The organism is Spirillospora sp. CA-108201 (assembly GCF_050936235.1).
Lineage (GTDB): Bacteria > Actinomycetota > Actinomycetes > Streptosporangiales > Streptosporangiaceae > Spirillospora.
Map to the genome: position 1 here is coordinate 6,813,173 of NZ_JBNJNE010000001.1, position 20,881 is coordinate 6,834,053.

The 20,881-nt window shown below is 72.1% G+C and carries 19 protein-coding genes and 1 riboswitch; of the genes, 16 read left to right on the forward strand and 3 right to left on the reverse strand.

Annotated features, from left to right (window positions below; translation table 11 throughout):
* The first annotated feature begins 92 nt into the window (after positions 1-92).
* From ACQEU6_RS32725 to lysX, 12 genes are all read left to right on the forward strand, one after another.
* The gene (locus ACQEU6_RS32725) at positions 93-1,262 is read left to right on the forward strand and encodes a sensor histidine kinase (protein ID WP_499337028.1); all 1,170 of its coding nucleotides are present in this window, start codon (positions 93-95) and stop codon (positions 1,260-1,262) included.
* A gap of 76 nt (positions 1,263-1,338) precedes the next feature.
* Complete coding sequence (locus ACQEU6_RS32730) at positions 1,339-2,028, forward strand: response regulator (RefSeq protein WP_499337030.1); 690 nt, start codon at positions 1,339-1,341, stop codon at positions 2,026-2,028.
* Positions 2,029-2,188: 160 nt separating this feature from the next.
* Positions 2,189-2,500 (forward strand): chaplin family protein, encoded by a 312-nt coding sequence (locus tag ACQEU6_RS32735; RefSeq protein WP_499337031.1) that lies wholly within the window; start codon positions 2,189-2,191, stop codon positions 2,498-2,500.
* 338 nt (positions 2,501-2,838) lie between these two features.
* On the forward strand, positions 2,839-3,612 hold the full coding sequence (locus tag ACQEU6_RS32740) for an ABC transporter ATP-binding protein (protein ID WP_499337033.1): 774 nt from the start codon (positions 2,839-2,841) through the stop codon (positions 3,610-3,612).
* A complete protein-coding gene (locus ACQEU6_RS32745; RefSeq protein ID WP_499337035.1) occupies positions 3,612-6,107 on the forward strand; it encodes an ABC transporter permease in 2,496 nt (831 codons plus the stop codon). Before ACQEU6_RS32740 ends, ACQEU6_RS32745 begins: the two co-directional genes overlap by 1 nt.
* A gap of 106 nt (positions 6,108-6,213) precedes the next feature.
* Positions 6,214-7,191, forward strand: a complete 978-nt coding sequence (locus ACQEU6_RS32750) for a Rossmann-like and DUF2520 domain-containing protein (protein WP_499337037.1) — start codon at positions 6,214-6,216, stop codon at positions 7,189-7,191.
* Between the two features lie 117 nt (positions 7,192-7,308).
* Positions 7,309-8,169 (forward strand): pantoate--beta-alanine ligase, encoded by an 861-nt coding sequence (gene panC / locus ACQEU6_RS32755; RefSeq protein WP_499337039.1) that lies wholly within the window; start codon positions 7,309-7,311, stop codon positions 8,167-8,169.
* A complete protein-coding gene (gene panD / locus ACQEU6_RS32760) occupies positions 8,169-8,585 on the forward strand; it encodes an aspartate 1-decarboxylase (RefSeq protein WP_360353748.1) in 417 nt (138 codons plus the stop codon). The genes panC and panD overlap by 1 nt, the downstream gene beginning before the upstream one ends.
* A gap of 77 nt (positions 8,586-8,662) precedes the next feature.
* Positions 8,663-10,462 (forward strand): L-aspartate oxidase, encoded by a 1,800-nt coding sequence (locus ACQEU6_RS32765; RefSeq protein ID WP_499337041.1) that lies wholly within the window; start codon positions 8,663-8,665, stop codon positions 10,460-10,462.
* A complete protein-coding gene (nadC, locus tag ACQEU6_RS32770) occupies positions 10,459-11,316 on the forward strand; it encodes a carboxylating nicotinate-nucleotide diphosphorylase (RefSeq protein WP_499337043.1) in 858 nt (285 codons plus the stop codon). Before ACQEU6_RS32765 ends, nadC begins: the two co-directional genes overlap by 4 nt.
* Positions 11,317-11,330: 14 nt before the next feature.
* Positions 11,331-12,125 (forward strand): type III pantothenate kinase, encoded by a 795-nt coding sequence (locus ACQEU6_RS32775; RefSeq protein WP_499337045.1) that lies wholly within the window; start codon positions 11,331-11,333, stop codon positions 12,123-12,125.
* An 87-nt stretch (positions 12,126-12,212) separates the two neighbouring features.
* The gene (gene lysX, locus ACQEU6_RS32780; protein WP_499340418.1) at positions 12,213-13,667 is read left to right on the forward strand and encodes a bifunctional lysylphosphatidylglycerol synthetase/lysine--tRNA ligase LysX; all 1,455 of its coding nucleotides are present in this window, start codon (positions 12,213-12,215) and stop codon (positions 13,665-13,667) included.
* Here lysX and ACQEU6_RS32785 read toward each other — a convergent pair.
* Complete coding sequence (locus tag ACQEU6_RS32785) at positions 13,654-14,880, reverse strand: cytochrome P450 (protein WP_499337046.1); 1,227 nt, start codon at positions 14,878-14,880, stop codon at positions 13,654-13,656. The two genes, lysX and ACQEU6_RS32785, sit on opposite strands and share 14 nt — an antisense overlap.
* A gap of 54 nt (positions 14,881-14,934) precedes the next feature.
* Positions 14,935-16,056, reverse strand: coding sequence for a LacI family DNA-binding transcriptional regulator (locus tag ACQEU6_RS32790; RefSeq protein ID WP_499337047.1), 1,122 nt, complete (start codon positions 16,054-16,056; stop codon positions 14,935-14,937).
* 389 nt (positions 16,057-16,445) lie between these two features.
* Here ACQEU6_RS32790 and ACQEU6_RS32795 point away from each other — a divergent pair, with 389 nt between their 5' ends.
* Positions 16,446-16,676 (forward strand): LuxR family transcriptional regulator, encoded by a 231-nt coding sequence (locus ACQEU6_RS32795; protein WP_499337048.1) that lies wholly within the window; start codon positions 16,446-16,448, stop codon positions 16,674-16,676.
* Positions 16,677-17,027: 351 nt separating this feature from the next.
* On the opposite strand, the gene ACQEU6_RS32800 is transcribed toward ACQEU6_RS32795, so the two are convergent.
* On the reverse strand, positions 17,028-18,023 hold the full coding sequence (locus ACQEU6_RS32800) for a C40 family peptidase (protein ID WP_499337049.1): 996 nt from the start codon (positions 18,021-18,023) through the stop codon (positions 17,028-17,030).
* A gap of 3 nt (positions 18,024-18,026) precedes the next feature.
* A riboswitch (cyclic di-AMP (ydaO/yuaA leader) is annotated at positions 18,027-18,234 on the reverse strand.
* A gap of 271 nt (positions 18,235-18,505) precedes the next feature.
* On the opposite strand from ACQEU6_RS32800, the gene ACQEU6_RS32805 reads away from it, so the two are divergent.
* Genes ACQEU6_RS32805 through ACQEU6_RS32815 form a run of 3 tightly spaced genes read left to right on the forward strand, consistent with a single transcriptional unit; the run spans position 18,506 to position 20,461 of the window.
* Entirely contained in the window at positions 18,506-19,027 is a 522-nt protein-coding gene (locus tag ACQEU6_RS32805) for an amino-acid N-acetyltransferase (protein WP_499337050.1), read from the forward strand.
* 5 nt (positions 19,028-19,032) lie between these two features.
* The gene (locus ACQEU6_RS32810; RefSeq protein ID WP_499337051.1) at positions 19,033-19,830 is read left to right on the forward strand and encodes an RDD family protein; all 798 of its coding nucleotides are present in this window, start codon (positions 19,033-19,035) and stop codon (positions 19,828-19,830) included.
* Between the two features lie 7 nt (positions 19,831-19,837).
* A complete protein-coding gene (locus ACQEU6_RS32815; protein WP_499337052.1) occupies positions 19,838-20,461 on the forward strand; it encodes an RDD family protein in 624 nt (207 codons plus the stop codon).
* Positions 20,462-20,881 lie beyond the last annotated feature (420 nt).

A 20,881-nucleotide genomic window follows, 5' to 3' on the forward strand; every position in this document is an offset into this window, starting at 1 on the left:
GGCGGCGGCCCCGGGCGGGCCATCCTCGCGGCGGACACGGGTCCGACCTGCGGCTGATCCGGGAGTGAACTGCGGGTACGTACGCTGTCGGCATGGTGGCGAGCGCTTGGGAGTGGCTGCGGGGCAAGAAGCCGCTCGTCGACGCCTTCTTCGCCCTGCCGGTCCTGCTCTTCTCGGTGCCGTCGCTGCTGGTGGGGCCGAGCGGGATCAGGCCCTGGCACTACGTGGCGCTGACGGTCGCGCTGACCGGGCCGCTGGTGCTGCGCCGGACGTACCCCCGGTCGGTCTTCGCCGTCGTCGCGCTCGTCTCCTGCGTCCAGTGCGTGCTGGGGCAGATCCCGGTGCCGGCGAACGCCGCGGTCCTGATGGGGCTCTACACGGTCGCGGCCGGGTGCACGTTCCGCTGGGGGATCGCGGCGGCGCTGGTCGGCGAGGCGGGCTCGGTCATGGTGACCTACCGCTACCCGTCCGGCGCCGACGATCGCAAGTTCACGTTCGTCATGATGACGGTGCTGGTGGCGGGCGTGTACGTCCTCGGACTGCACATGCGCACGCGCCGGGCGTACCTGCGTTCGGTGGAGGAGCGGGCCGAGCGGCTGGAGCGCGAGCGCGACAACGAGGTCAAGGTGGCGATGGCGGCCGAGCGCGCCCGCATCGCCCGCGAACTGCACGACGTGGTGGCCCACAACGTCAGCGTGATCGTGGTGCAGGCGGACGGCGCGTCCTACGCCATCGACACCGACGTGGGACGGGCCCGGCAGGCGCTCGACACGATCTCCTCGACGGGGCGGCTGGCGCTGGCGGAGATGCGGCGGCTCCTCGGCGTGCTGCGCGAGAACGACGACGCGGGGGTGTACGCGCCGCAGCCGGGCGTGGCGCAGCTGGACGACCTGGTCGAACAGGTCCGCGCGGCCGGCCTGCCGGTGGCGTTCGAGGTGGACGGGCCCTCAGCGCCCATGTCGGAGGGGCGCCAGCTCACGGTCTACCGGATCGTCCAGGAGGCGCTGACCAACACGCTCAAGCACGGTGGCCCGCGGGTGAGCGTGTCGGTGCGGCTGAGCTACTCCGGCGACGCGCTGGAGGTCCGGGTGGTCGACGACGGGCGCGGTGCGGCCGCGTCCGACGACGGGCGCGGCCACGGGCTGGCGGGGATGCGCGAACGCGTCGCGGTGTACGGCGGGACGGTCGCCGCCGGCCCGCGTGCCGGCGGCGGTTTCGAAGTGGCGGCGAGCCTGCCGGTGCGCGAGGAGGTCGCCGCGTGACCGGTGGCGGCGGGCGGGACCAGGGCATGCGGCGCCCCTCGCCGGACGTGCGAGGAGCCGCGGACAGGGAGATGGCATGACGGACGTGGCGGCGCCCATCCGGGTGGTGCTCGTGGACGACCAGGAGCTGGTGCGGGCCGGCTTCAAGATGGTGCTCGACGCGCAGCCCGACATCGAGGTCGCCGGTGAGGCGGGGGACGGGGTGCAGGCGCTGGAGCTGCTGCGGGGCACGCGGGCGGACGTGGTGCTGATGGACGTCCGGATGCCGCGGATGGACGGGATCGAGGCGACGCGGCAGGTGGTGGCGCGGTCCGGGCCGAAGGTCGTCATCCTGACCACGTTCGACCTGGACGAGTACGCGTTCGCCGCGATCAAGGCGGGCGCGGGCGGGTTCCTGCTGAAGGACGCGGGGCCGGCGCAGCTCATCGAGGCGATCAAGGCGGTGCACTCGGGGGACGCGGTGGTGGCGCCGAGCACGACCAAGCGGCTGCTGGACCGGTTCGCGGTGCATCTCCCGGACGCCGCGCAGAAGGCGGGCGGGGCGCTGGAGAGCCTGACCGACCGGGAGAACGAGGTGCTGCGCCTCGTCGCGCGCGGCATGTCGAACGCGGAGATCGCCGGGCGGCTCTACGTCTCGGAGGCCACGGTGAAGACCCATATGGGGCGGATCCTGATGAAGCTCGGCCTGCGCGACCGGGTCCAGGCGGTCGTGTTCGCTTATGAGACGGGTCTAGTGAAAAGCGGCCAGAACGGCCCGTCCTCGTAACGCCTTGGGCAGCTCGTGATCATCATTTGGCGCCCCCCTGGGAAGCGCATTCGATCTTCCTTAACGTAGCCGGGTAACTACCGTACGCGACGCCGTCCCAGTGGGCGGCGTCGGCAATGTCACCTTGGGCACTGCCAAGCCCACGTACGGGAGGACTCTCGTGTTCAAGAAGCTCGCCGCCACCGGCATCCTCGGTTTCGCCGTCGCCGGCTCCGCATTCGCCGCGGCGCCCGCATACGCCGCCACCTTCGGTGGCGACTGGGACCACCACGGCAAGGGCCACCATGGCAAGGGCCATGACGAGAACTGGTTCAGCCACAACAAGACCAGCGACAACTTCGGGATCCTGAACGGGACCCAGGTGATCGCACCGATCTCGGTCCCCGTGAACGTCTGCGGCAACGCCGTCGCCGTCATCGGCGGCGCGAGCGCCCACTGCAAGGGCGGCTCGTCCGTCAAGTACGGGCACTGACACGGCGACGACGGGCCCGCCGCCCGTCGATGAGGCGCCGGAGACCGACGATGTCTCCGGCGCCTTGGCATGCCCGCCCCCGCGCCGCCCGCCAGCGCCAGTCGCTTCTACCGCCGCCCGCGCCTCCCGCCCGCGCGGCCTGTCCGATGGGGGCGCCTTCGCTTGTGCGGGGCGGGGCGGGGTCGGTGGCGGGTGGGACGGGTGTGTACGACTCAGGTCGTACGGGGGCGGGCCGGATAGCCGTCAGAGTGAGGCGGAGCGTGGCCGCCGGGTCGATGGCAGGGACGGCGCGGATTCCTAGCGTGGAGCGCGTCCATCCACGACCTGAAGGAGTCACCGTGACCAGCACGTTCGCCGAGCCGCCCGGGAGATCCCCCGCCGCCGGGGCGCCGCCGGCCGTCACCGCCGAGGGCGTGTCCAAGGTGTACGGGTCCGGTGACGCGGCCGTCCACGCGCTCCGCGGGGTCGGCGTCGGGTTCGCCCGGGGCGCGTTCACCGCGATCATGGGGCCGTCCGGGTCCGGGAAGTCGACGCTGATGCACTGCCTGGCCGGGCTGGACACCGTCACCGGCGGGCGGATCGTCCTCGGCGACGCCGAGATCACCGGGATGGGCGACCGGCAGCTGACGATGCTGCGCCGCGACCGCGTCGGGTTCGTGTTCCAGGCGTTCAACCTGCTGCCGACGCTCACCGCCGAGCAGAACATCCTGCTGCCCATGGAGCTGGCCGGCCGCAGGCCCGACCGGGCGTGGTTCGAGCGGGTCGTCGACACCCTGGGGCTGCGGGACCGGCTCGGGCACCGGCCGAGCGAGCTGTCGGGCGGCCAGCAGCAGCGGGTGGCGTGCGCCCGCGCGATCGTCGCCCGGCCCGAGGTGATCTTCGCGGACGAGCCGACCGGCAACCTCGACTCCCGCGCGGGCGCCGAGGTCCTGGGGTTCCTGCGCTCCTCGGTCCGCGAGATGGGGCAGACGATCGTGATGGTCACCCACGACCCGGCGGCCGCCTCGTACGCCGACCGGGTGGTGTTCCTGCGGGACGGGGAGATCGTGTCGGAGATCTTCCAGCCGACCCCCGACGCGGTCCTGGACCGGTTGAAGGGCCTGGGGGCGTGATGCTGCGGACGACTCTGGCGGGCCTGCGCGCCCACAAGCTGCGGCTGCTGCTCACGGCGGTCGCCATCACCCTCGGCGTCGGTTTCATCTCGGGGACGTTCGTCCTCACGGACACGCTGGACAAGGGCGTCTCCAAGACGTTCGCGAAGTCGGCCGACAAGGTCGACTACGCGGTGCTGCCCAAGAGCGACGACTCCGACAAGGGCGCCCCTCCGGCCCTGCTCGGCAAGATCGAGGCGCTTCCCGGCGTCACGGACGTCCAGGGCGTCGTGAAGGGCGATGCCGCCCTCGTGGGCAAGGACGGCAAGGCGGTCGGCGATTTCCCGACGGTCGGGATGTCCGTGCCGTCCGGGCGCCTGCTGCGCTACGACGTCGACAAGGGGCGTCCCCCGTCCGGCGGGGGCGAGACCGTCCTCGACACCCAGATCGCCAAGCGGGAGGGCTTCGCCGTCGGGAACACGGTGACGATCCTGGACCACGCGAGCCGGCCGCACCGGTTCACGGTCGTCGGCCTGGTCGACTTCGGGATGGACCAGGAGGCGAGCTTCCGGGGGGCCGTGGGCTTCGACCCGGCGACCGCGATGCGGATGACCGGGGAGAAGACCTACCGCGAACTCGACGTGGCGGGCGGGTCCGGGGCCGCCGTCAAGGCCGCCGCGGGCGGGGCCTACCGCGTCTACACGGGCGAGGAGCTCGGCGAGCGGCTGGCCAGGGCGGCGGGCGCCGACACCAAGATCATTAGAACCGGTCTGCTGATCTTCGGGCTGGTCGCGATGCTGGTGTCCGCCCTGGTCATCTACAACACGTTCTCGATCCTGATCGCCCAGCGGATGCGGGAGATGGCGCTGCTGCGCTGCGTCGGCGCGACCCGCCGACAGGTGTTCGGGAGCGTGGTGGCGGAGTCCGCGGTGGTGGGCCTGGTCGGCTCGCTGCTCGGCCTCGTCGCCGGCGTCGGCCTCGGCGAGGGCGCACTGGTCCTGGTCAGCAGGCTGAACGAGCGGGTGGCCGTCGCCGGGCCGTCTCTGGCGGTGCGGACGATCGCGGTCGGCCTGGCGGTCGGGATCGTGGTGACGGTCCTGTCCGCGCTGCTGCCCGCCCGCGCGGCCACCCGGGTCTCGCCGGTCGCCGCGCTGCGCGCCGACCTGGAGCCGGGCACCGGAAGGTTCAGGCTCGGCCTGGTGCGCACCGTCCTCGCCGTCCTGCTGGGCGTCGCGGGCCTGGCCGTCGGCGGCCTCGGCTCGCTCGGCATGGAGAAGGGCGAGACCGCGATGTACGCGGTCGCGTTCGCCGGCGGCGTGTTCTTCCTCGGTGTGATCGCGGCGATGCCGGCGCTCGTCCGGCCGCTCGGACGGGTCGCCGGCGCGGTCCCGGCGCGGCTCGGCGGCGTCCCGGCGCGGCTGGCCGTGGCGAACGCGCAGCGCGCCCCCCGCCGCACCGCGACCACGACGATCGCGCTGACCGTCGGCGTCGGGCTGATGAGCCTGTTCGCGGTGGTCGCGGCGAGCGGCAAGGCGACGGCCGCGCACCAGTTGGAGGAGCAGTTCCCCGTCCAGTTCCAGATCCGGCCGCAGAGCTTCGACGGGACGCTCCCGCACGCGCTGACCGGGACGCTGCGCACCCGGCCCGAGGTCGCCGGCGTGGTCGAGACCCGGCGCGAGGAGACCCGGATCGGCGGCGAGGACGGCGACATCTCGACCGTCACCACGTCCGCGCTCGGGAAGATCCTCAAGCCGGAGGTCAAGGCGGGGTCCCTGGACGCCGCCCTGAAGCCCGGCGCGGCGATGGTGGACGAGGAGACGGCCAAGACCTCCGGCCGCGCCCTCGGGGAGACGCTGCGGGTCCGGACGGACGACGGCGTCGTCCCGGTGAAGGTCGCCGCCGTCTACGCGGTGGGCGCGGGCCTCGACGGGATCATCGTCCCGGAGTCGGACTTCACCCGGTACTTCGGCGCCGTGGACCCGACGGGGATCTACGTCAAGACCCGGGACGGCGTGCCCGCGTCCCAGGCGCGCCGGGCCGTGGACGACGCCGCGCGCCCCTACCCGTCCGCCAAGGTCGCCTCGTCGGCCGAGTTCGAGGAGACGCTGACCAAGGCCATCGACATGGTCCTGATGATCTTCGGTGGGCTGCTCGGGCTGGCGATCGTCATCGCGCTGTTCGGCATCGCCAACACGCTGACCCTGTCGGTCGTGGAGCGCACCCGCGAGTCGGCGCTGCTGCGCGCCCTCGGCCTCACCCGGCGCCAGCTGCGCCGGATGCTGTCGGTGGAGGCGCTGGTCATGGCCGTCATCGGCGCGGCCACCGGGGTCGTGCTCGGGGTGGGCTTCGGCTGGGCCGCGACGAACGCGATGGCGAGCGACTCGATCTTCTCGCTGCCCTACCTCCAGGTGATCGGGTTCGTCGTCCTCGCGGGCGCGGCCGGGATGGCCGCCGCCGTGCTTCCCGCGCGGCGCGCCGCGAAGACGTCCATCGTGGAGTCCCTCGCGCATGACTGAATGGGGGGCGGGTGACGATCGTCACCCGCCGGGCCGCGCGGCCGGGTCCCGCGGGTACTCTGGGGCGCGCACGTCCGGTACCTACCTGAGGACTGGAACGAAACCGATGGACCCACAGGTCACGCCCTCTTCCGGCACGCCCGGAAACGGGTCGGCCCCCGGCGGGGGCGCCACCCCCCACGCCTCCCGCAGGAGCGAGCCGGAGACGCCCGAGGACCGGCCCGCGCGGCTCGCGGTCGGCGTCGTCGGCGCCGGCCGCGTCGGCACGGCGCTCGGCGCCGCGCTGGCGCGCGCGGGCCACCGCGTCGTCGCCGCGACCGCCGTGTCGGAGCGGTCGCGGGCCCGCGTCGAGGAGCGCCTTCCGGGGGCCGCCGTCGCCGCCCCGCAGGACGTGGTCGCCGCCGCCGACCTGGTGCTGCTGACCGTCCCGGACGACGAGCTGCCCGAGCTCGCGACCGGGCTCGTCTCCGCGGGCGTCCCCGTCACCGGCAAGCTGGTCCTGCACACCAGCGGCCGCCACGGCGCCGCCGTGCTGGACCCGCTCACCCGGGCGGGCGCGCTGCCGCTGGCCCTGCACCCCGTGATGACCTTCACCGGACGCCCGGACGACGTGAACCGGCTCACCGGCATCTCGTTCGGCGTCACCTCGCCCGAGCCGCTGCGCCCCGTCGCCGAGGCCCTCGTCCTGGAGATGGGCGGCGAGCCCGTCTGGATCACCGAGGAGGCACGCCCGCTCTACCACGCGGCGCTCGCCGGGGGCGCGAACCACCTGGTCACCCTGGTCGTGGAGGCCATGGACCTGCTGCGCGCCGCGGGCGTCGCCGAACCCGGCCGGATGCTCGGCCCGCTCCTCGGCGCCGCCCTCGACAACGGGCTGCGGCTCGGCATCGACGGGCTCACCGGCCCCGTCGCGCGCGGGGACGCCGGAACGGTGGCCGACCACGTCGCGGAGCTCGGCAGGGTGTCGGGGGAGAGCCGCCGCGCCTACATCGCGCTGGCCCGCCTCACCGCCGACCGCGCGCTCGGCGCCGGACTGCTCAGACCCGAGGACGCCGAACGGCTCCTCGAAGCGCTGGCCGACTGACGGCGCCGGCCGGCCCACGGCACGGCTGAACAGGAAGGGGACGGCATTGGTTTCTGGCTGTTCCGGCGAGCACGGCCCCGGCCGCCGCCCGCCGTCGCGTGAGAGGACGGAGGCGTCGTGACACCGATCGTCGCGCGCACGCGCGAGGAGCTGGCGCGGGCCCGGTCGAAGGCCGGCGGCACGCTGGCGCTCGTTCCGACCATGGGCGCCCTGCACGACGGGCACCTGGCGCTGATGCGGCAGGCCCGCCGGAGCGCGGACGCGGTCGCGGTCAGCGTCTTCGTCAACCCGCTCCAGTTCGGGCCGGGCGAGGACTTCGACCGCTATCCCCGCACGTTCGCCGCCGACCTGGAGGCGTGCGCCGCCGAGGGCGTGGACTTCGTGTTCGCGCCGGCGCGCGAGGTCATGTACCCGGACGAGCCGCAGGTCACGGTGAAGTCGGGGCCCATGGGCGAGGTCGTCGAGGGGGCCGCGCGGCCCGGCCACTTCGACGGGATGCTCACCGTCGTGCTGAAACTGCTCAACCTCGTCCGCCCCGACGTGGCGGTCTTCGGGGAGAAGGACGCGCAGCAGCTCGCGATGATCCGCCGGATGGTCGCCGACCTGAACGTCCCCGTGGAGGTCGCCGGCGCGCCGACCGTCCGCGAGCCGGACGGGCTGGCGCTGTCGAGCCGCAACCGCTACCTGTCCGCGCCCGAACGCCGGACCGCGCTCGCCCTGTCGCGCGCCCTGCGGGCCGGGGCCGACGCCGGCGCCTCGGGGCCGGACGCCGTGCTGGCCGCCGCGCGCGCCGTGCTCTCCGAGGCCGAAGCCGCCGACCCGCCCCTCGCCCTGGACTACCTGGTCCTCGTCGACCCGTCGACCTTCACCGAGATCACCGGGCCGGGCCTCGGCCGGGCCGTCCTCGCCGTCGCGGGCCGCGTCGGCGCCACCCACCTCATCGACAACGTTCCCCTCCAGCTCGGCAAGGAGCACTGATGTTCCGGACGATGTTCAAGTCGAAGATCCACCGCGCCACGGTGACCCAGGCGGACCTGCACTACGTCGGCTCGCTGACCATCGACCAGGACCTGATGGACGCCGCCGACCTGCTGCCCGGCGAGCAGGTCTCGATCGTGGACATCGACAACGGCGCCCGCCTGGAGACCTACCTGATCGCGGGCGAGCGCGGCTCCGGCGTCATCGGGATCAACGGCGCCGCCGCCCGCCTCGTGCAGCCCGGCGACCTGGTCATCATCATCAGCTACGCGCAGATGACCGACGCCGAGGCCCGCGAGTTCGTCCCGGCCGTCGTGCACGTCGACCGCTCCAACAAGATCATCTCGTTGGGGTCCGACCCCGCGGAGCCCGTGCCCGGCACCGGTACGACCCGGGGCGATCTGATCCGCAACTGACCTTCGGCGGGGGGCGGGGGTTCGGTCCGCCCGGGGTTAGAGTCATAATGACGAGAACCGACCCCGGAGGAGGGCTCGTGATCCCTTCCGTTCTGCACGCCCCCGCGCCCGGCTGGACCGCCGACGCCGACGTCGTCGTCATCGGGTCCGGCATCGCCGGCCTGGTCGCCGCGCTGCGCTGCCGCCCCCACGGCCGGGTGCTGCTCGTCACCAAGGCCCTCCTGGACGCCGGGTCGACCCGGTGGGCGCAGGGCGGCATCGCCGCCGCGCTCGCGCCCGACGACACGCCCGAGGAGCACCTGGCCGACACCCTCACCGCGGGCGTCGGCATCTGCGACGAGGACGCCGTCCGGGCGCTCGTCACCGAGGGGCCGGACGCCGTCCGCGGCCTGATCGACCTCGGCACCGCCTTCGACCGCCTCGGCGGCGGCGGCATCGCCCTCACCCGCGAGGGCGGCCACCACCGGCGCCGCATCGCGCACGCCGGCGGGGACGCCACCGGCGCCGAGATCAGCCGCGCCCTCCTGGCCGAGCTCAAGGACTCCGGCGTCGAGGTGATCGAGCACGCGCTCGTCCTGGACCTGCTGAAGGACGACGCGGGACGCGCCGCCGGCGTCACCCTGCACGTCATGGGCGAGGGGCAGCCCGGCGGCGTCGGCGCCGTCCGCGCCCCCGCCGTCGTGCTCGCCACCGGCGGGCTCGGCCAGGTGTTCTCCGCCACCACCAACCCCGAGGTCTCCACGGGCGACGGCGTCGCGCTCGCGCTGCGCGCCGGGGCCGAGGTCACCGACCTGGAGTTCGTCCAGTTCCACCCGACCGTGCTGTGGCTCGGCGAGGGCGCGACCGGGCAGCAGCCGCTGATCTCCGAGGCCGTCCGCGGCGAGGGCGCGCACCTCGTCGACCACGCCGGCGTGCGCTTCATGACCGGCCGCCACGAGCTCGCCGAGCTGGCCCCCCGCGACGTCGTCGCCAAGGGGATCATCAACCGGATGCGGGAGACCGGCGCCTCCCACATGCTGCTCGACGGCCGCCACTTCGGCGCGGCGATGTGGGAGACCCGGTTCCCGACCATCCTGGCCGCGTGCCGCCACCACGGCATCGACCCGGTGACCGAGCCCATCCCCATCGTGCCCGCCGCCCACCACGCCAGCGGAGGCGTCCGCACGGACCTGCACGGCCGCACGTCCGTCCCCGGCCTGTACGCCTGCGGCGAGGTCGCCTGCACCGGCGTCCACGGCGCCAACCGCCTCGCCTCCAACTCCCTGCTGGAAGGCCTGGTGTTCGCCGCCAGAATCGCCGAGGCCCTCCCCGACGACCTCGCCGCCTCCGGGCCACCCAGCGCCCCCCGTACCGACGACCACCCGAACACCACACCGACACCCACCGCACCACTCCCTCCGCACGCCGCCCCACCGCCCGCCCCGACCGACTCGACGTCCGCGCAGGACGTGCCGACGCCTGGGCACGCCGACTCGGCGCCCGTGCAGGGCCCGGCTAGAGCTGCGGGGCACCCGGCGGAAGGCGTGGTCGGGGGGTTGCTGGAGCCGGGAGTGCGGGCGGAGGTGCAGCGGATCATGACCTCCTACGTGGGGGTGCTGCGGCACGCCGAGGGGCTGGAGACGGCGGCGCGCGAGCTGGAAGGGCTCGGGCGCGGGAGCGCGGAGCCGGGGGTGGAGGCCTGGGAGGTCACCAACCTGTACACCGTCGCGTCCGCGATCGCGGCGGCGGCGCGGCGGCGGGAGGAGACGCGCGGGAGCCACTGGCGGGAGGACTTCCCCGAGCGCGCGGACGGGACGTGGCGCGGCCGCCTCGTCACCCGGCTGGCGGGGAACGTCCTGACGACCACCTACGAACCACTGGAAGGGAAGCGCTCATGACACCGGAACTCTCGCAGAGGCTGACCGCCGCCGGGCTGGATCCACAGGCTGTGGAAAACCTTGTCCGGACGGCGCTGGCCGAGGACGGCGAGGTCGACGTCACCAGCACCCCGATCTTCGCGCCGCAGGACACCGCGAGCGGGGAGCTGAGGGCCCGCGAGGAGGGTGTCGTCGCGGGCGTTCCGGTGGCGTGCGTCGTCTTCGAACTGCTGGACCTCGCCTACGAGACGAAGGTTCAGGACGGCGACCGGATCGCGCCCGGGCAGGTCCTCATCGCGGTCAGCGGCTCCACCCGGGCGATCCTGAGGGCGGAGAGGACGGCGCTGAACCTCCTCACGCACCTGTCCGGAATCGCGACCGCCGCCCGCCGTTGGACGGACGCCATGGAGGGCACCAAGGCGAGGGTCCGCGACACCCGCAAGACCCTCCCCGGTCTGCGCGCCCTGCAGAAGTACGCCGTGCACTGCGGAGGCGGCGTCAACCACCGGATGGGCCTGCACGACGCCGCGCTCATCAAGGACAACCACGTCGCGGCGGCCGGCGGCGTCACCAAGGCGTACGAGGCGATCCGCGCGGTGTACCCGTCCCTGCACGTCCAGGTGGAGTGCGACACCCTCGCCCAGGTCGAGGAGGCCCTGGCTGTGGGAGCGACGAGCATTCTGCTCGATAACATGACCGACGCCGAGATGACCGACGCGGTCCGGCTCGTGGCAGGGCGGGCGGAGCTCGAGGCCAGCGGTGGCCTTACCCTGGAGCGGGCCCGAGACGTCGCCGTGACCGGGGTGGACTACCTTGCGGTCGGCGCGCTGACGCACTCGGCGCGCGTGTTCGACATCGGCCTTGACTTCACCTGAACAGCGGGGACCTGATGCTGCTGACCATCGACGTCGGTAACACCCAGACCGTTCTCGGTCTCTTCGAAGGCGACGAGGTGATCGAGCACTGGAGGATCAACACCGATCCGCGGCGCACCGCCGACGAGATCGCGGTGGTCCTGCAGGGGCTCGTCCAGCAGAGCCCGCTGCTGGCCGAGACCGACATCAGCGGCATCGCGCTGTGCTCCACGGTCCCCTCGGTCCTGCATGAGATGCGGGAGATGTGCCGCCGCTACTACGGCGACGTGACCGCGGTGATCGTGGAGCCGGGCGTCAAGACGGGCGTCCCCGTCCGGATGGACAACCCGAAGGAGGTCGGCGCCGACCGCATCGTGAACGCGCTCGCCGCCGTCCACACCCACGGCGGGCCCGCGATCGTGGTCGACTTCGGCACCGCCACCACCTTCGACGCCGTCTCCGCCAGGGGCGAGTACGTGGGCGGCGCGATCGCCCCCGGCATCGAGATCTCGATCGACGCGCTGTCGTCGCGCGGCGCGCAGCTGCACAAGATCGAGCTGGTCCGGCCGCGCAACGTGATCGCCAAGAACACCGTCGAGGCGCTCCAGTCCGGGATCATCTTCGGCTTCGCCGGCCAGGTGGACGGCATCGTCGAGCGCATGTCGGAGGAGCTCGCCGAGGACCCGGAGGAGGTCACGGTGATCGCCACCGGCGGCCTCGCCCCGCTCGTCCTGGAGGAGTCCCGCAGCATCGACGAGTACGAGCCGTGGCTCACCCTCATCGGCCTGCGGCTCATCTACGAGCGCAACACGCCGGGACGGGACGGGTGATCGCGCCGAAGTGGTTCGCCCCGCACCGGACGGGCTGGATAGCCTTGCGATGTGAGTGACGAGACCTTCGACGAGCTCCCGGAGCAGATGCGCGTGCGCCGGGAGAAGCTCGACCGGCTCCGCGAGAGCGGGATCGACCCCTACCCGGTGACCTTCCCGCGGACGGCGACGACCGCCGAGATCCGCGCGAAACACGCCGGCCTGGAGCCGGGCACCGAGACGGGTGAGAAGGCCGGCGTCACCGGTCGCGTCATGCTGATCCGCAACACCGGAAAGCTGTGCTTCGCCACCATCCGGGACGCCGGCGGCGACCTCCAGGTCATGCTGTCGCTGGCCAAGGTCGGGCAGGAGCAGCTCGACTTCTGGAAGCGCGAGGTCGACCTCGGCGACCACGTCGGCGTCGAGGGCGAGATCATCACGTCCCGCCGCGGCGAGCTGTCGATCATGGCGGACCGGTTCGCGATCACGTCCAAGTGCCTGCGGCCGCTGCCGGAGAAGCACGCCGGCCTGACCGACCCCGAGGCGCGGGTCCGGCAGCGCTACGTCGACCTGATCGTCAACGACGAGGCGCGGCGGATGGCGCGGGTGCGCAGCGCGACCGTCCGCGCGGTCCGCGACTTCTGGCACGAGGAGGGCTATCTCGAGGTCGAGACGCCCATGCTCCAGCCGATCCACGGCGGGGCCGCGGCGCGCCCGTTCAGGACGCACATCAACGCCTACGACATGGACCTCTACCTCCGCATCGCGATCGAGCTGTACCTCAAGCGGCTCGTCGTCGGCGGCATCGAGAAGGTCTTCGAGATCAACCGCAACTTCCGCAACGAGGGCGCGGACTCCACGCACAACCCCGAGTTCACGATGATCGAGGCCTACGGGACCTACCTCGACTACAACGACATGGCCGACCTGACCCAGCGGATGTACCAGAAGGCGGTCGTCGCCGCCCTCGACACCACCGTGGTCGTCCACGACGGCGTCGAGATCGACCTCGGCCTCGCGGAGTGGCCGCGGATCACCCTGTACGGGGCGGTGTCGGAGGCGCTCGGCGAGGAGATCACGCCGCACACGCCGATCGAGTCCGTGCGCAAGCTCGCGGACGCCCGCGCCATCTCGTGGGACCCCAAGTGGGGGCAGGGCAAGATCGTCCAGGAGATCTTCGAGGAGCTGGTCGAGCACACCCTCGTCCAGCCGACGTTCGTCATGGACTACCCGGTCGAGACGTCCCCGCTGACCCGCCAGCACCGCGAGGAGCCGCTGCTCACCGAGAAGTGGGACCTCATCGGCTTCGGCACGGAGCTCGGCACCGCCTACTCCGAGCTGGTCGACCCGGTCGAGCAGCGCCGCCGCCTCACCGAGCAGTCGCTGCTCGCCGCGGGCGGCGACCCCGAGGCCATGCAGCTGGACGAGGACTTCCTGCGCGCGCTGGAGTACGCGATGCCGCCCACGGGCGGGATGGGCGCCGGCATCGACCGCATGATCATGGCCTTCACCGGCAAGGGGATCCGCGACACGATCCTGTTCCCGCTGGTCAAGCCCGAATGACGACCGGGAGTTCGCGCAGCCCGCGCAGCACGAGATTGTCGCGGTAGACGAGGTCGCCCTCGGCGAGGGCCACGTCGCGCTCGAACAGCTTGCCGAGTGCGACGCGGCCCTCCAGCCGGGCCAGCGGCGCCCCGAGGCAGAAGTGGGCGCCGTGCCCGAACGACAGGTGCTTCGGCGTGTCCCGTCCCTCGGAGTAGCGGAGCAGGTCCAGCCGGTCGGGGTCCTCGAAGACCGCCGGGTCGCGGTTGGCGGCGCCCGTCAGCAGCAGGACGAGCTTCCCGCGCTCGATGAGCGCGCCGTCGAGGTCGACGTCCTCCAGCGCCGACCGCAGGGTCAGCTGCACCGGCGGGTCGAAGCGCAGCAGCTCCTCGACCGCCGCCTGCGCGTTCTCCGGCCGCTCCCGGAACAGCCGCAACTGCGCGGGGTCGCGGAGCAGCGCCAGCGCGCCGTTCCCGATGAGGTTCACGGTCGTCTCATGGCCCGCGACGAGCAGCAGGATGCAGGTCGCCAGCAGTTCCTGCTCCGACAGGACGTCCCCGCCGTCGGAGACGCCCACCAGGGCGCTCAGGAGGTCGTCGCGCGGCTCCGCCCGGCGCTTGGCGGCCAGGACCCGGAAGTACTCCGCGAACTCGTCGCGGGCCGCGTCCCGCTGGGCGATCTCGGCCTCCGGCAGGAGGAAGTCGGGGTCCAGGCCGCGCGCGAGGCTGTCCGACCAGCCCTTGAACAGGTCGCGGTCCTCGGCGGGGACGCCGAGCATCTCGCTGATCACGATCACGGGCAGCGGGTAGGCCAGCGTCGCGATCAGGTCGACCTCGCCGGAGACCGGCCCCAGCAGCGCGTCGACGAGCTCCTCGACCCGGGGCCGCAGCCGCTCCACGAGACGGGGTGTGAACGCCTTGCTGACGAGCCGGCGCAGCCGCGTGTGGTCGGGCGGGTCCATGGTCAGGAACGACCGGTGCCGCGTCCGTGCCTCGCGCCACATGCCGCCTTCCGACGGGCGGTGCCCGAACCTCGGATCGCGCAGGACCCGCTCGCACAGCTCGTAGGACGCGGTGACGCGCAGGCCGACGTCCGTCGTGTGCAGGCTCCGGCCGTCGGCTCCGAGCGTCCGGTAGTGGGCGTACGGGTCGGCCCGGAACGCCGGATCGCCCGGATCGAAGCCGAGTATCGCGCTCGCCCCGGCCTGTACCGCCTGGCCCGTCCTGTCCTCCATACCTCCAGCGGACCGAACCTGAGACGCGATGTCAACAGCGCAGGCCGCGAGACGCTAAGCGCTTTCTCGAATCACCAGGTCGGGCCGCTGGACGACCTGGCGGTGCTGGTGGGCCTTGCCCTCGCCGATCTCGGCCATCGCCAGCTCGGCGGCCTCCCAGCCGAGCTCGCGGCGCGGCTGGCGGACCGTGGTGAGCGGCACGGCGGCGCTCGCCGCGAGCTCGATGTCGTCGTAGCCGATCACGGCGATGTCCCCGGGGACGCGGACGCCGAGCCGGGTCAGCTCGTTGATCAGGCCGATCGCGAGCAGGTCGTTGGCGCAGAACACACCGTCGGGCACCGGCGACATGGCCATGATCTGGTGCGCCGCGGCCTGCCCCTCCGCCGGGCTCAGGGCGTCCTGCGTCAGGACCGGGGGCTTGCCGAGACCCGCCGCGGCGATCGTGCGGGCGGCCCCGTCGCGGCGCTCCACGCAGGGCTGGGGCTCGGGGGTCCCGGTCACGAACGCGATGCGCTCCCGTCCGATGCCGAGCAGGTACGCCGCTGCGGCCTCACCGCCCGCCACATGGTCGACCTGGGCGGAGCACGCGTCGGAGGCGTCCCGGTCGATCAGCACCACGCTCATGCCCGCGGCGCGCAGCCGGGAGATGTCGCGGGGGCCGATCCCCACCGGGATGACGAGGACCCCGGCGGCGTTCTGGTCGGCGAGCAGCGCCAGCAGGCGGCGCTCCTTGTCGGCGGAATGGTCGCTGGACAGCCACAGGGCGTCGTGGCCCGCCGCGTTGAGCGCGGCCTCGGCGCCCCGCGCGACGTCGGTCGCGTACGGGTTGGCGAGGTCCTCGACGAGGACGCCGAACGCCCGGCGCGGCTGATCGCCGAACTCGCCCGCGGTCCGTTCGGGGCCCGTGCGGAGCCGCCGCGCGGACGCGTTGCGGACGAATCCGAGCTCCTCGATCGCCGCGCGGACGCGGTCACGGGTAGCTTCGGCCACGAGATCTGGCCGGTTTAGGACATTCGAAACGGTCCCAACTGAGACCCCAGCACGCCTCGCGACCTCACGAATACTGGTCTGTGGCAACTCGCTCCTCGTCCCGCTCCATGGGCGTTTTCCCAGGTAGTGGAGTTTGGCATGGCGGGGCGCCGAATGCACGGTCACACATGGTGAGCGATCGGGCACGCAGCGCTCTTGACCGGCGCTTGACGGGCCGGATCCGGCCGCCTAGCGTTCCGAGCCGAAGCGTAGCTTGAAACGATTCACGATCTTCGTTCAGCGCGAGGACCGGTGGGTTCGGCGAGGGGGGACGGGTGGATGGCTGGCGATCACATCCCGTCTCCTTCGGCAGGCCAACGAGTGAATCGTCACCCGGAGTTCCCCCGTACACCCCCGCAATCGGCCATGCGGCCACCTCCGGCCAAGCACGCGAGACAGAAGAGGAATCCGATGATCTAAGTCCGGAAGGGTCCGGACCCGGCAACCCAACGCGCGTACAGATCGAGGCCCAACCCGTGCCTGTGCAGCGGACGGCTGCATCCCCGCGGTCATCACCACGGACGAGGGAGGACGGAGTGGAAACAGCCACACTCGCACGTCGTGGCACCGACGATTACGGGCTGAGCGAGGAAGAGATCCGCTTGCTCGCCCAGATCGCCAGCGGTGTCACCGCCGATGTGGCGGCACGCAAGCTGGAACTGAGCGCTCGGACCTTGCGGCGCCGGCTGCGGACGATCTGCGACCGGCTGGAGGTCAACACCCCTATCGAGGCCGTGGTGTGGGCGGCCCGGAGGCAGCTCATCTAGCGATGCACCCCCGACGCTCGCCAGGGGACGGCGAGCGTCATCCGGAGAAACGGCGGCACGTCCGAATTCCGTCCGACCCCGCAGCGGCGGCGCCCGCGCCCTGGCAGGTAGGTCCCTGCAGAAGGCGTCGCCGCGGACGGCTTTCGGTCCTGACAGCCCCGCCCGGCCTCCGGTAAGCCCACCCCCGCGACGCTCACGGTCAGCGCGCCCCGCGATCGACCAGCACCTCATGCCGAACGGTGCGACGGGCTCGATCGACGCGACGGGCCACCCCGCCCACCACGAACTCGACCCGTCCGACGGGCCGAGCGGCGCGGGCGGCGAGTGTGAGGGGGATCGGCGGGGAAGGGGTTAGGCGACTCGGACGCCGCCGGCGAAGGGGCGTCCGCCCATGGAAGCGATCTTCACGACGTCACCGGTGTGCGGGGCGTGCAGCATCTTGCCGCCGCCGACGTAGATCCCCATGTGGTGCAGGTCGGAGTAGAAGAAGACGAGGTCGCCCGGCTGCAGGTCGCCGCGCGACACGTGCGTGCCGGCGTTCCACTGGCTGCCGGTGTAGTGCGGCAGGTTGATGCCCACCTGCTTGTAGGCCCACATCGTGAGGCCGGAGCAGTCGAAGGTGGTCGGGCCGGCGGCGCCCCACACGTACGGCCGGCCGATCTTGCTCATCGCGTACCGGAGCGCCTGCGCGGCCTTGCCGGTGCCGATGACGGGGAGCTTGGCGAGCTGGCTCGGGTCCTTGTCGACGAGCTTGCCGCGGATCTTCTCGTAGGCGTCGGTGACCTTCGTGCGCTGCGAGTCGAGCTGCGTCTTCAGGTCCTTCACCTGCTTGGCGCGGGCCTCGGCCGACTTGCGGGCCCGCTGCGCGGACTGCATGGCCTGCATCAGCCCGAGCACCTGGGTGCTGTCCTGCTTGGCGAAGTAGTGGAGCGTCGCGGCCTGGTCGAGGATGGACTGCGGGTCCTGGGAGGCGACGAACGACACCGCGGGGTCGGATCCGCCCTGCATGTAGCTCGTCGCCGCGAGGGAACCGACCTTCTGGCGCAGCGCCTCCAGCGTCTTCTCCTGGCGCTTGGCGTTCTCCGTGGCGACCTTGGCGGCGCGCTGCGACTGCGCGAGCCGGACCTTCAGCCCGTTGTACTGCTCGGTGAGCTGCTCCAGCTGGTCGGCGAGCTTGAGCGCCTTGGTCCGCAGCTCCTTGGCGGAGGGCTCGGGGTCGGCGTGCGCGACGGCGATCGTTTGCGGGGCGATCGCGTGCGGGGCGGCCGAGACGACGGCGAGCGCGCCGACCACGATGACCGCGCGCCCACGGAAGTGTGAAAGGGAAGCATGCCGCGATCGCTTCACGAATACTCCTCTCCTCAGCCGCCCACCGGGTCGGCTGACGGGTTCGGGCCGGAGCAGCCCGTCCGCGCCCGCGAGCGAACCGATCGCCCGCGAATGCGGATTCACCCCTCGCGTTCGGACGCTCAGGGCGATCCCCCGAAACGCTCCGAAAGTGGGTCCCCGGCTCCTCGGGCAGCTGGTTGCGACCCGTGGGACTCGGCGGTGCGGCCCCCGTCCTCGCGGTGGGCCGACGTCAGCGATGGACACTAACGGACCCCGCATTGGATGCCAACCAGAACATGCGAATTCGCAGGTCGCGCGGCGCGGTGAACGAGCGAAACGCCGGACGGGTCGCGCCTCGCCTCCTGTGTTCTGCCTCACTTTTCCGCCGTCCCCGCGAGTGCCTAGTCGCTTTTATCTAGTCACTTGCGCGCGGTGCTCGGCGCCCGCCGGCGGAGGGCGTCTCCCGGACGGTCCGCGGCGTTCGATAATCTCGCCTGTTTGTGGAAGTCGTGATCCGGCGGGCTCGCACCGCCGACGTCCAGGAGATCCGCAGGCTCGTCGACCTGTACGCCGGGTCGGGGCGGCGCCTGCTGAAGAAGTCGACGGTCAAGCTCTACGAGGACGTCCAGGAGTTCTGGGTCGCCGAGGACATCCAGCACGGGACGCCCGGGCCGCTCGTCGGCTGCGGCGCCCTCCACGTCATGTGGGAGGACCTCGCGGAGGTCCGTTCTGTCGCCGTGGACAAGGGGTGCGGCGGACGGGGGATCGGGCACCGGATCGTGACCCGCCTCCTGGAGAACGCGCGTGAACTCGGCGTGCGAAGGGTGTTCTGCCTTACCTTCGAGGTGGAGTTCTTCGCCCGCCACGGCTTCCAGCAGATCCTGGGGACTCCGGTGGCGCCAGAGGTGTACGAGGAACTTCTCCGCTCCTACGACGAAGGCGTGGCAGAGTTCTTGGACCTCGATCGGGTCAAGCCCAATACCTTGGGCAACACCCGGATGTTGCTTCGCCTGGAGGACTGACCCAAATGAGCGATTCCCCCCACGGCGGGCGGCCTTACCGGCCCCAGCAGGGGCCGGGTTCCTACGGCCCGCCGCCTCCGTACCAAGGTTCTCAGTGGCAGCAACCACAGCAGCAGCCGTCCCAGCAGCACTGGGACCAGCAGCCCCAGCAGCAATGGCAGACGCAACAGCAGCAGTGGAACCAGCAGCCCGCCTACGACGACTACGGCTCCTACGACGACGGCGGTGACCCGGTCCTGGCGCCGATCCACCGTCGTGCGGGTGCGCGCATCATCGACAACGCGCTCGTCGCGGTCTTCGGGTTCGCCCTCGTCCTGCCGGTGACGATCGGCGCTTTCGGCCTGGGCAAGCCCGGCAGCAAGACGGAGGACGAGGGGGGTGTGTGGAACTGGCCCATTATCTTCACCCTCTTCTGCGTCCTGTCCGTGTTGCCGTTCATCTACGAGGCCGTGCAGCTGTCCATGTGGGGACGGACGCTGGGGAAGCGCGTCCTGGGCTTGGGTGTCGTACAGGCGAGGCCCGCGGGCAGCCCCATCACCACGACGCAGGCTGTCTGGCGTGCCGGGATCACCCACGTCGGCTACCAGCTCGGCGTCTTCTTCTTCCTCGTCTTGGCCGTGATGGTGTGGGACTACGCCGCCTACGGGATGGTGCTGGTCTGGGCCGGTGCGCTGATGGCCTACCTGTGGGCCATCTGGGACCAGCCTCTGCATCAGTCGCTGCACGATCGCTTTGCCGGCACGCTCGTCATAGACGAGCGGGTCGGATATGACGATTCCGAGTACTCCGAGTACGCGGGCTAAGGCAACGATGGCGGCACCGCTCGCCGAGCCGGGGCAGAGGCTCCTGGCGCGCGTCGTGGACACGCTCGTCGTGGGCGTGCCCGTCGTTCTCGCCGTCCGTGAACTGGTATCCGGGCACACGGCGGACGTCATCGCTCCGACCGCCGTGGCCGGATGCATGCTGCTGTACGAAGCGATCCAGCTGGCCCTCTGGGGCCGGACGCTGGGCAAGCGCGTCGCGGGCATCGAAGTGGTCGCGGCGACGGCTCAGGAGGCGCCTGAAGCGGCGCCACGGGGAGCTGGGGGAGCGGACGGGGGCGCCGGGCTCGGCGGCGTGTCGGCTTTCCCCGTCTCCGTGCCCGGATTCGTGCCCGTGGCGGCTCCCAGGCCCGAGGAGACCGCGGCCGAGCCGGAGGCGGTGACGACGGGCGCGACCGTGCGTCCTGACGTCCTGCACTGCGTCCTGCGGGCCGCCGTCTATTCGGTGCCGATCGGGCTCCGTCCGATTCCGGTTCTCGGCGTGCTCGCGAGCATCTTCTGGGTCGTGAACGCCGGGGCCGTGTTCGAGGGCGTTCGCCGCCAGGCCGTTCACGACAGGCTCGCCGGGACGCTCGTGGTAAAACGCCCGCGGCCCGAATCCTCGGCCTTCTGAGGCACTCTCCGCCGCGCCGGGAGGTGCTCGCGGGGGTCCGATAACACCCGTCCGATACCGCGCACTCGGGTGCGCGGGCGGACGCGTGCCCCGGTCCACTCGCATGCGCCATACATGTTTTCGTCGAGATGGTCACCTGTTTCCGGACGTCCAGGGTGTCGACGGCATATGCCCGCTCGTTCCGGTTACGGTCCTGAAACCGGTGGGATCTGTCGCGTCCCGGACGTCGCCTCCGCTTTGACAGTTCCCTCCGATGCTGTTGCTGTGACCAGAACGCGGCCGCTTGTCGGCGGCCGTGGACTTACTTCGGATGGCATGCTCCCGCACTAGGAACGGACCTTTCGCGCGGCATGCCGACGAGCGGCGTGGAGTCGGAGGCCGGCCCTGCTCCAGACTCGGGCGCCGGGTCGAAGAACTGGG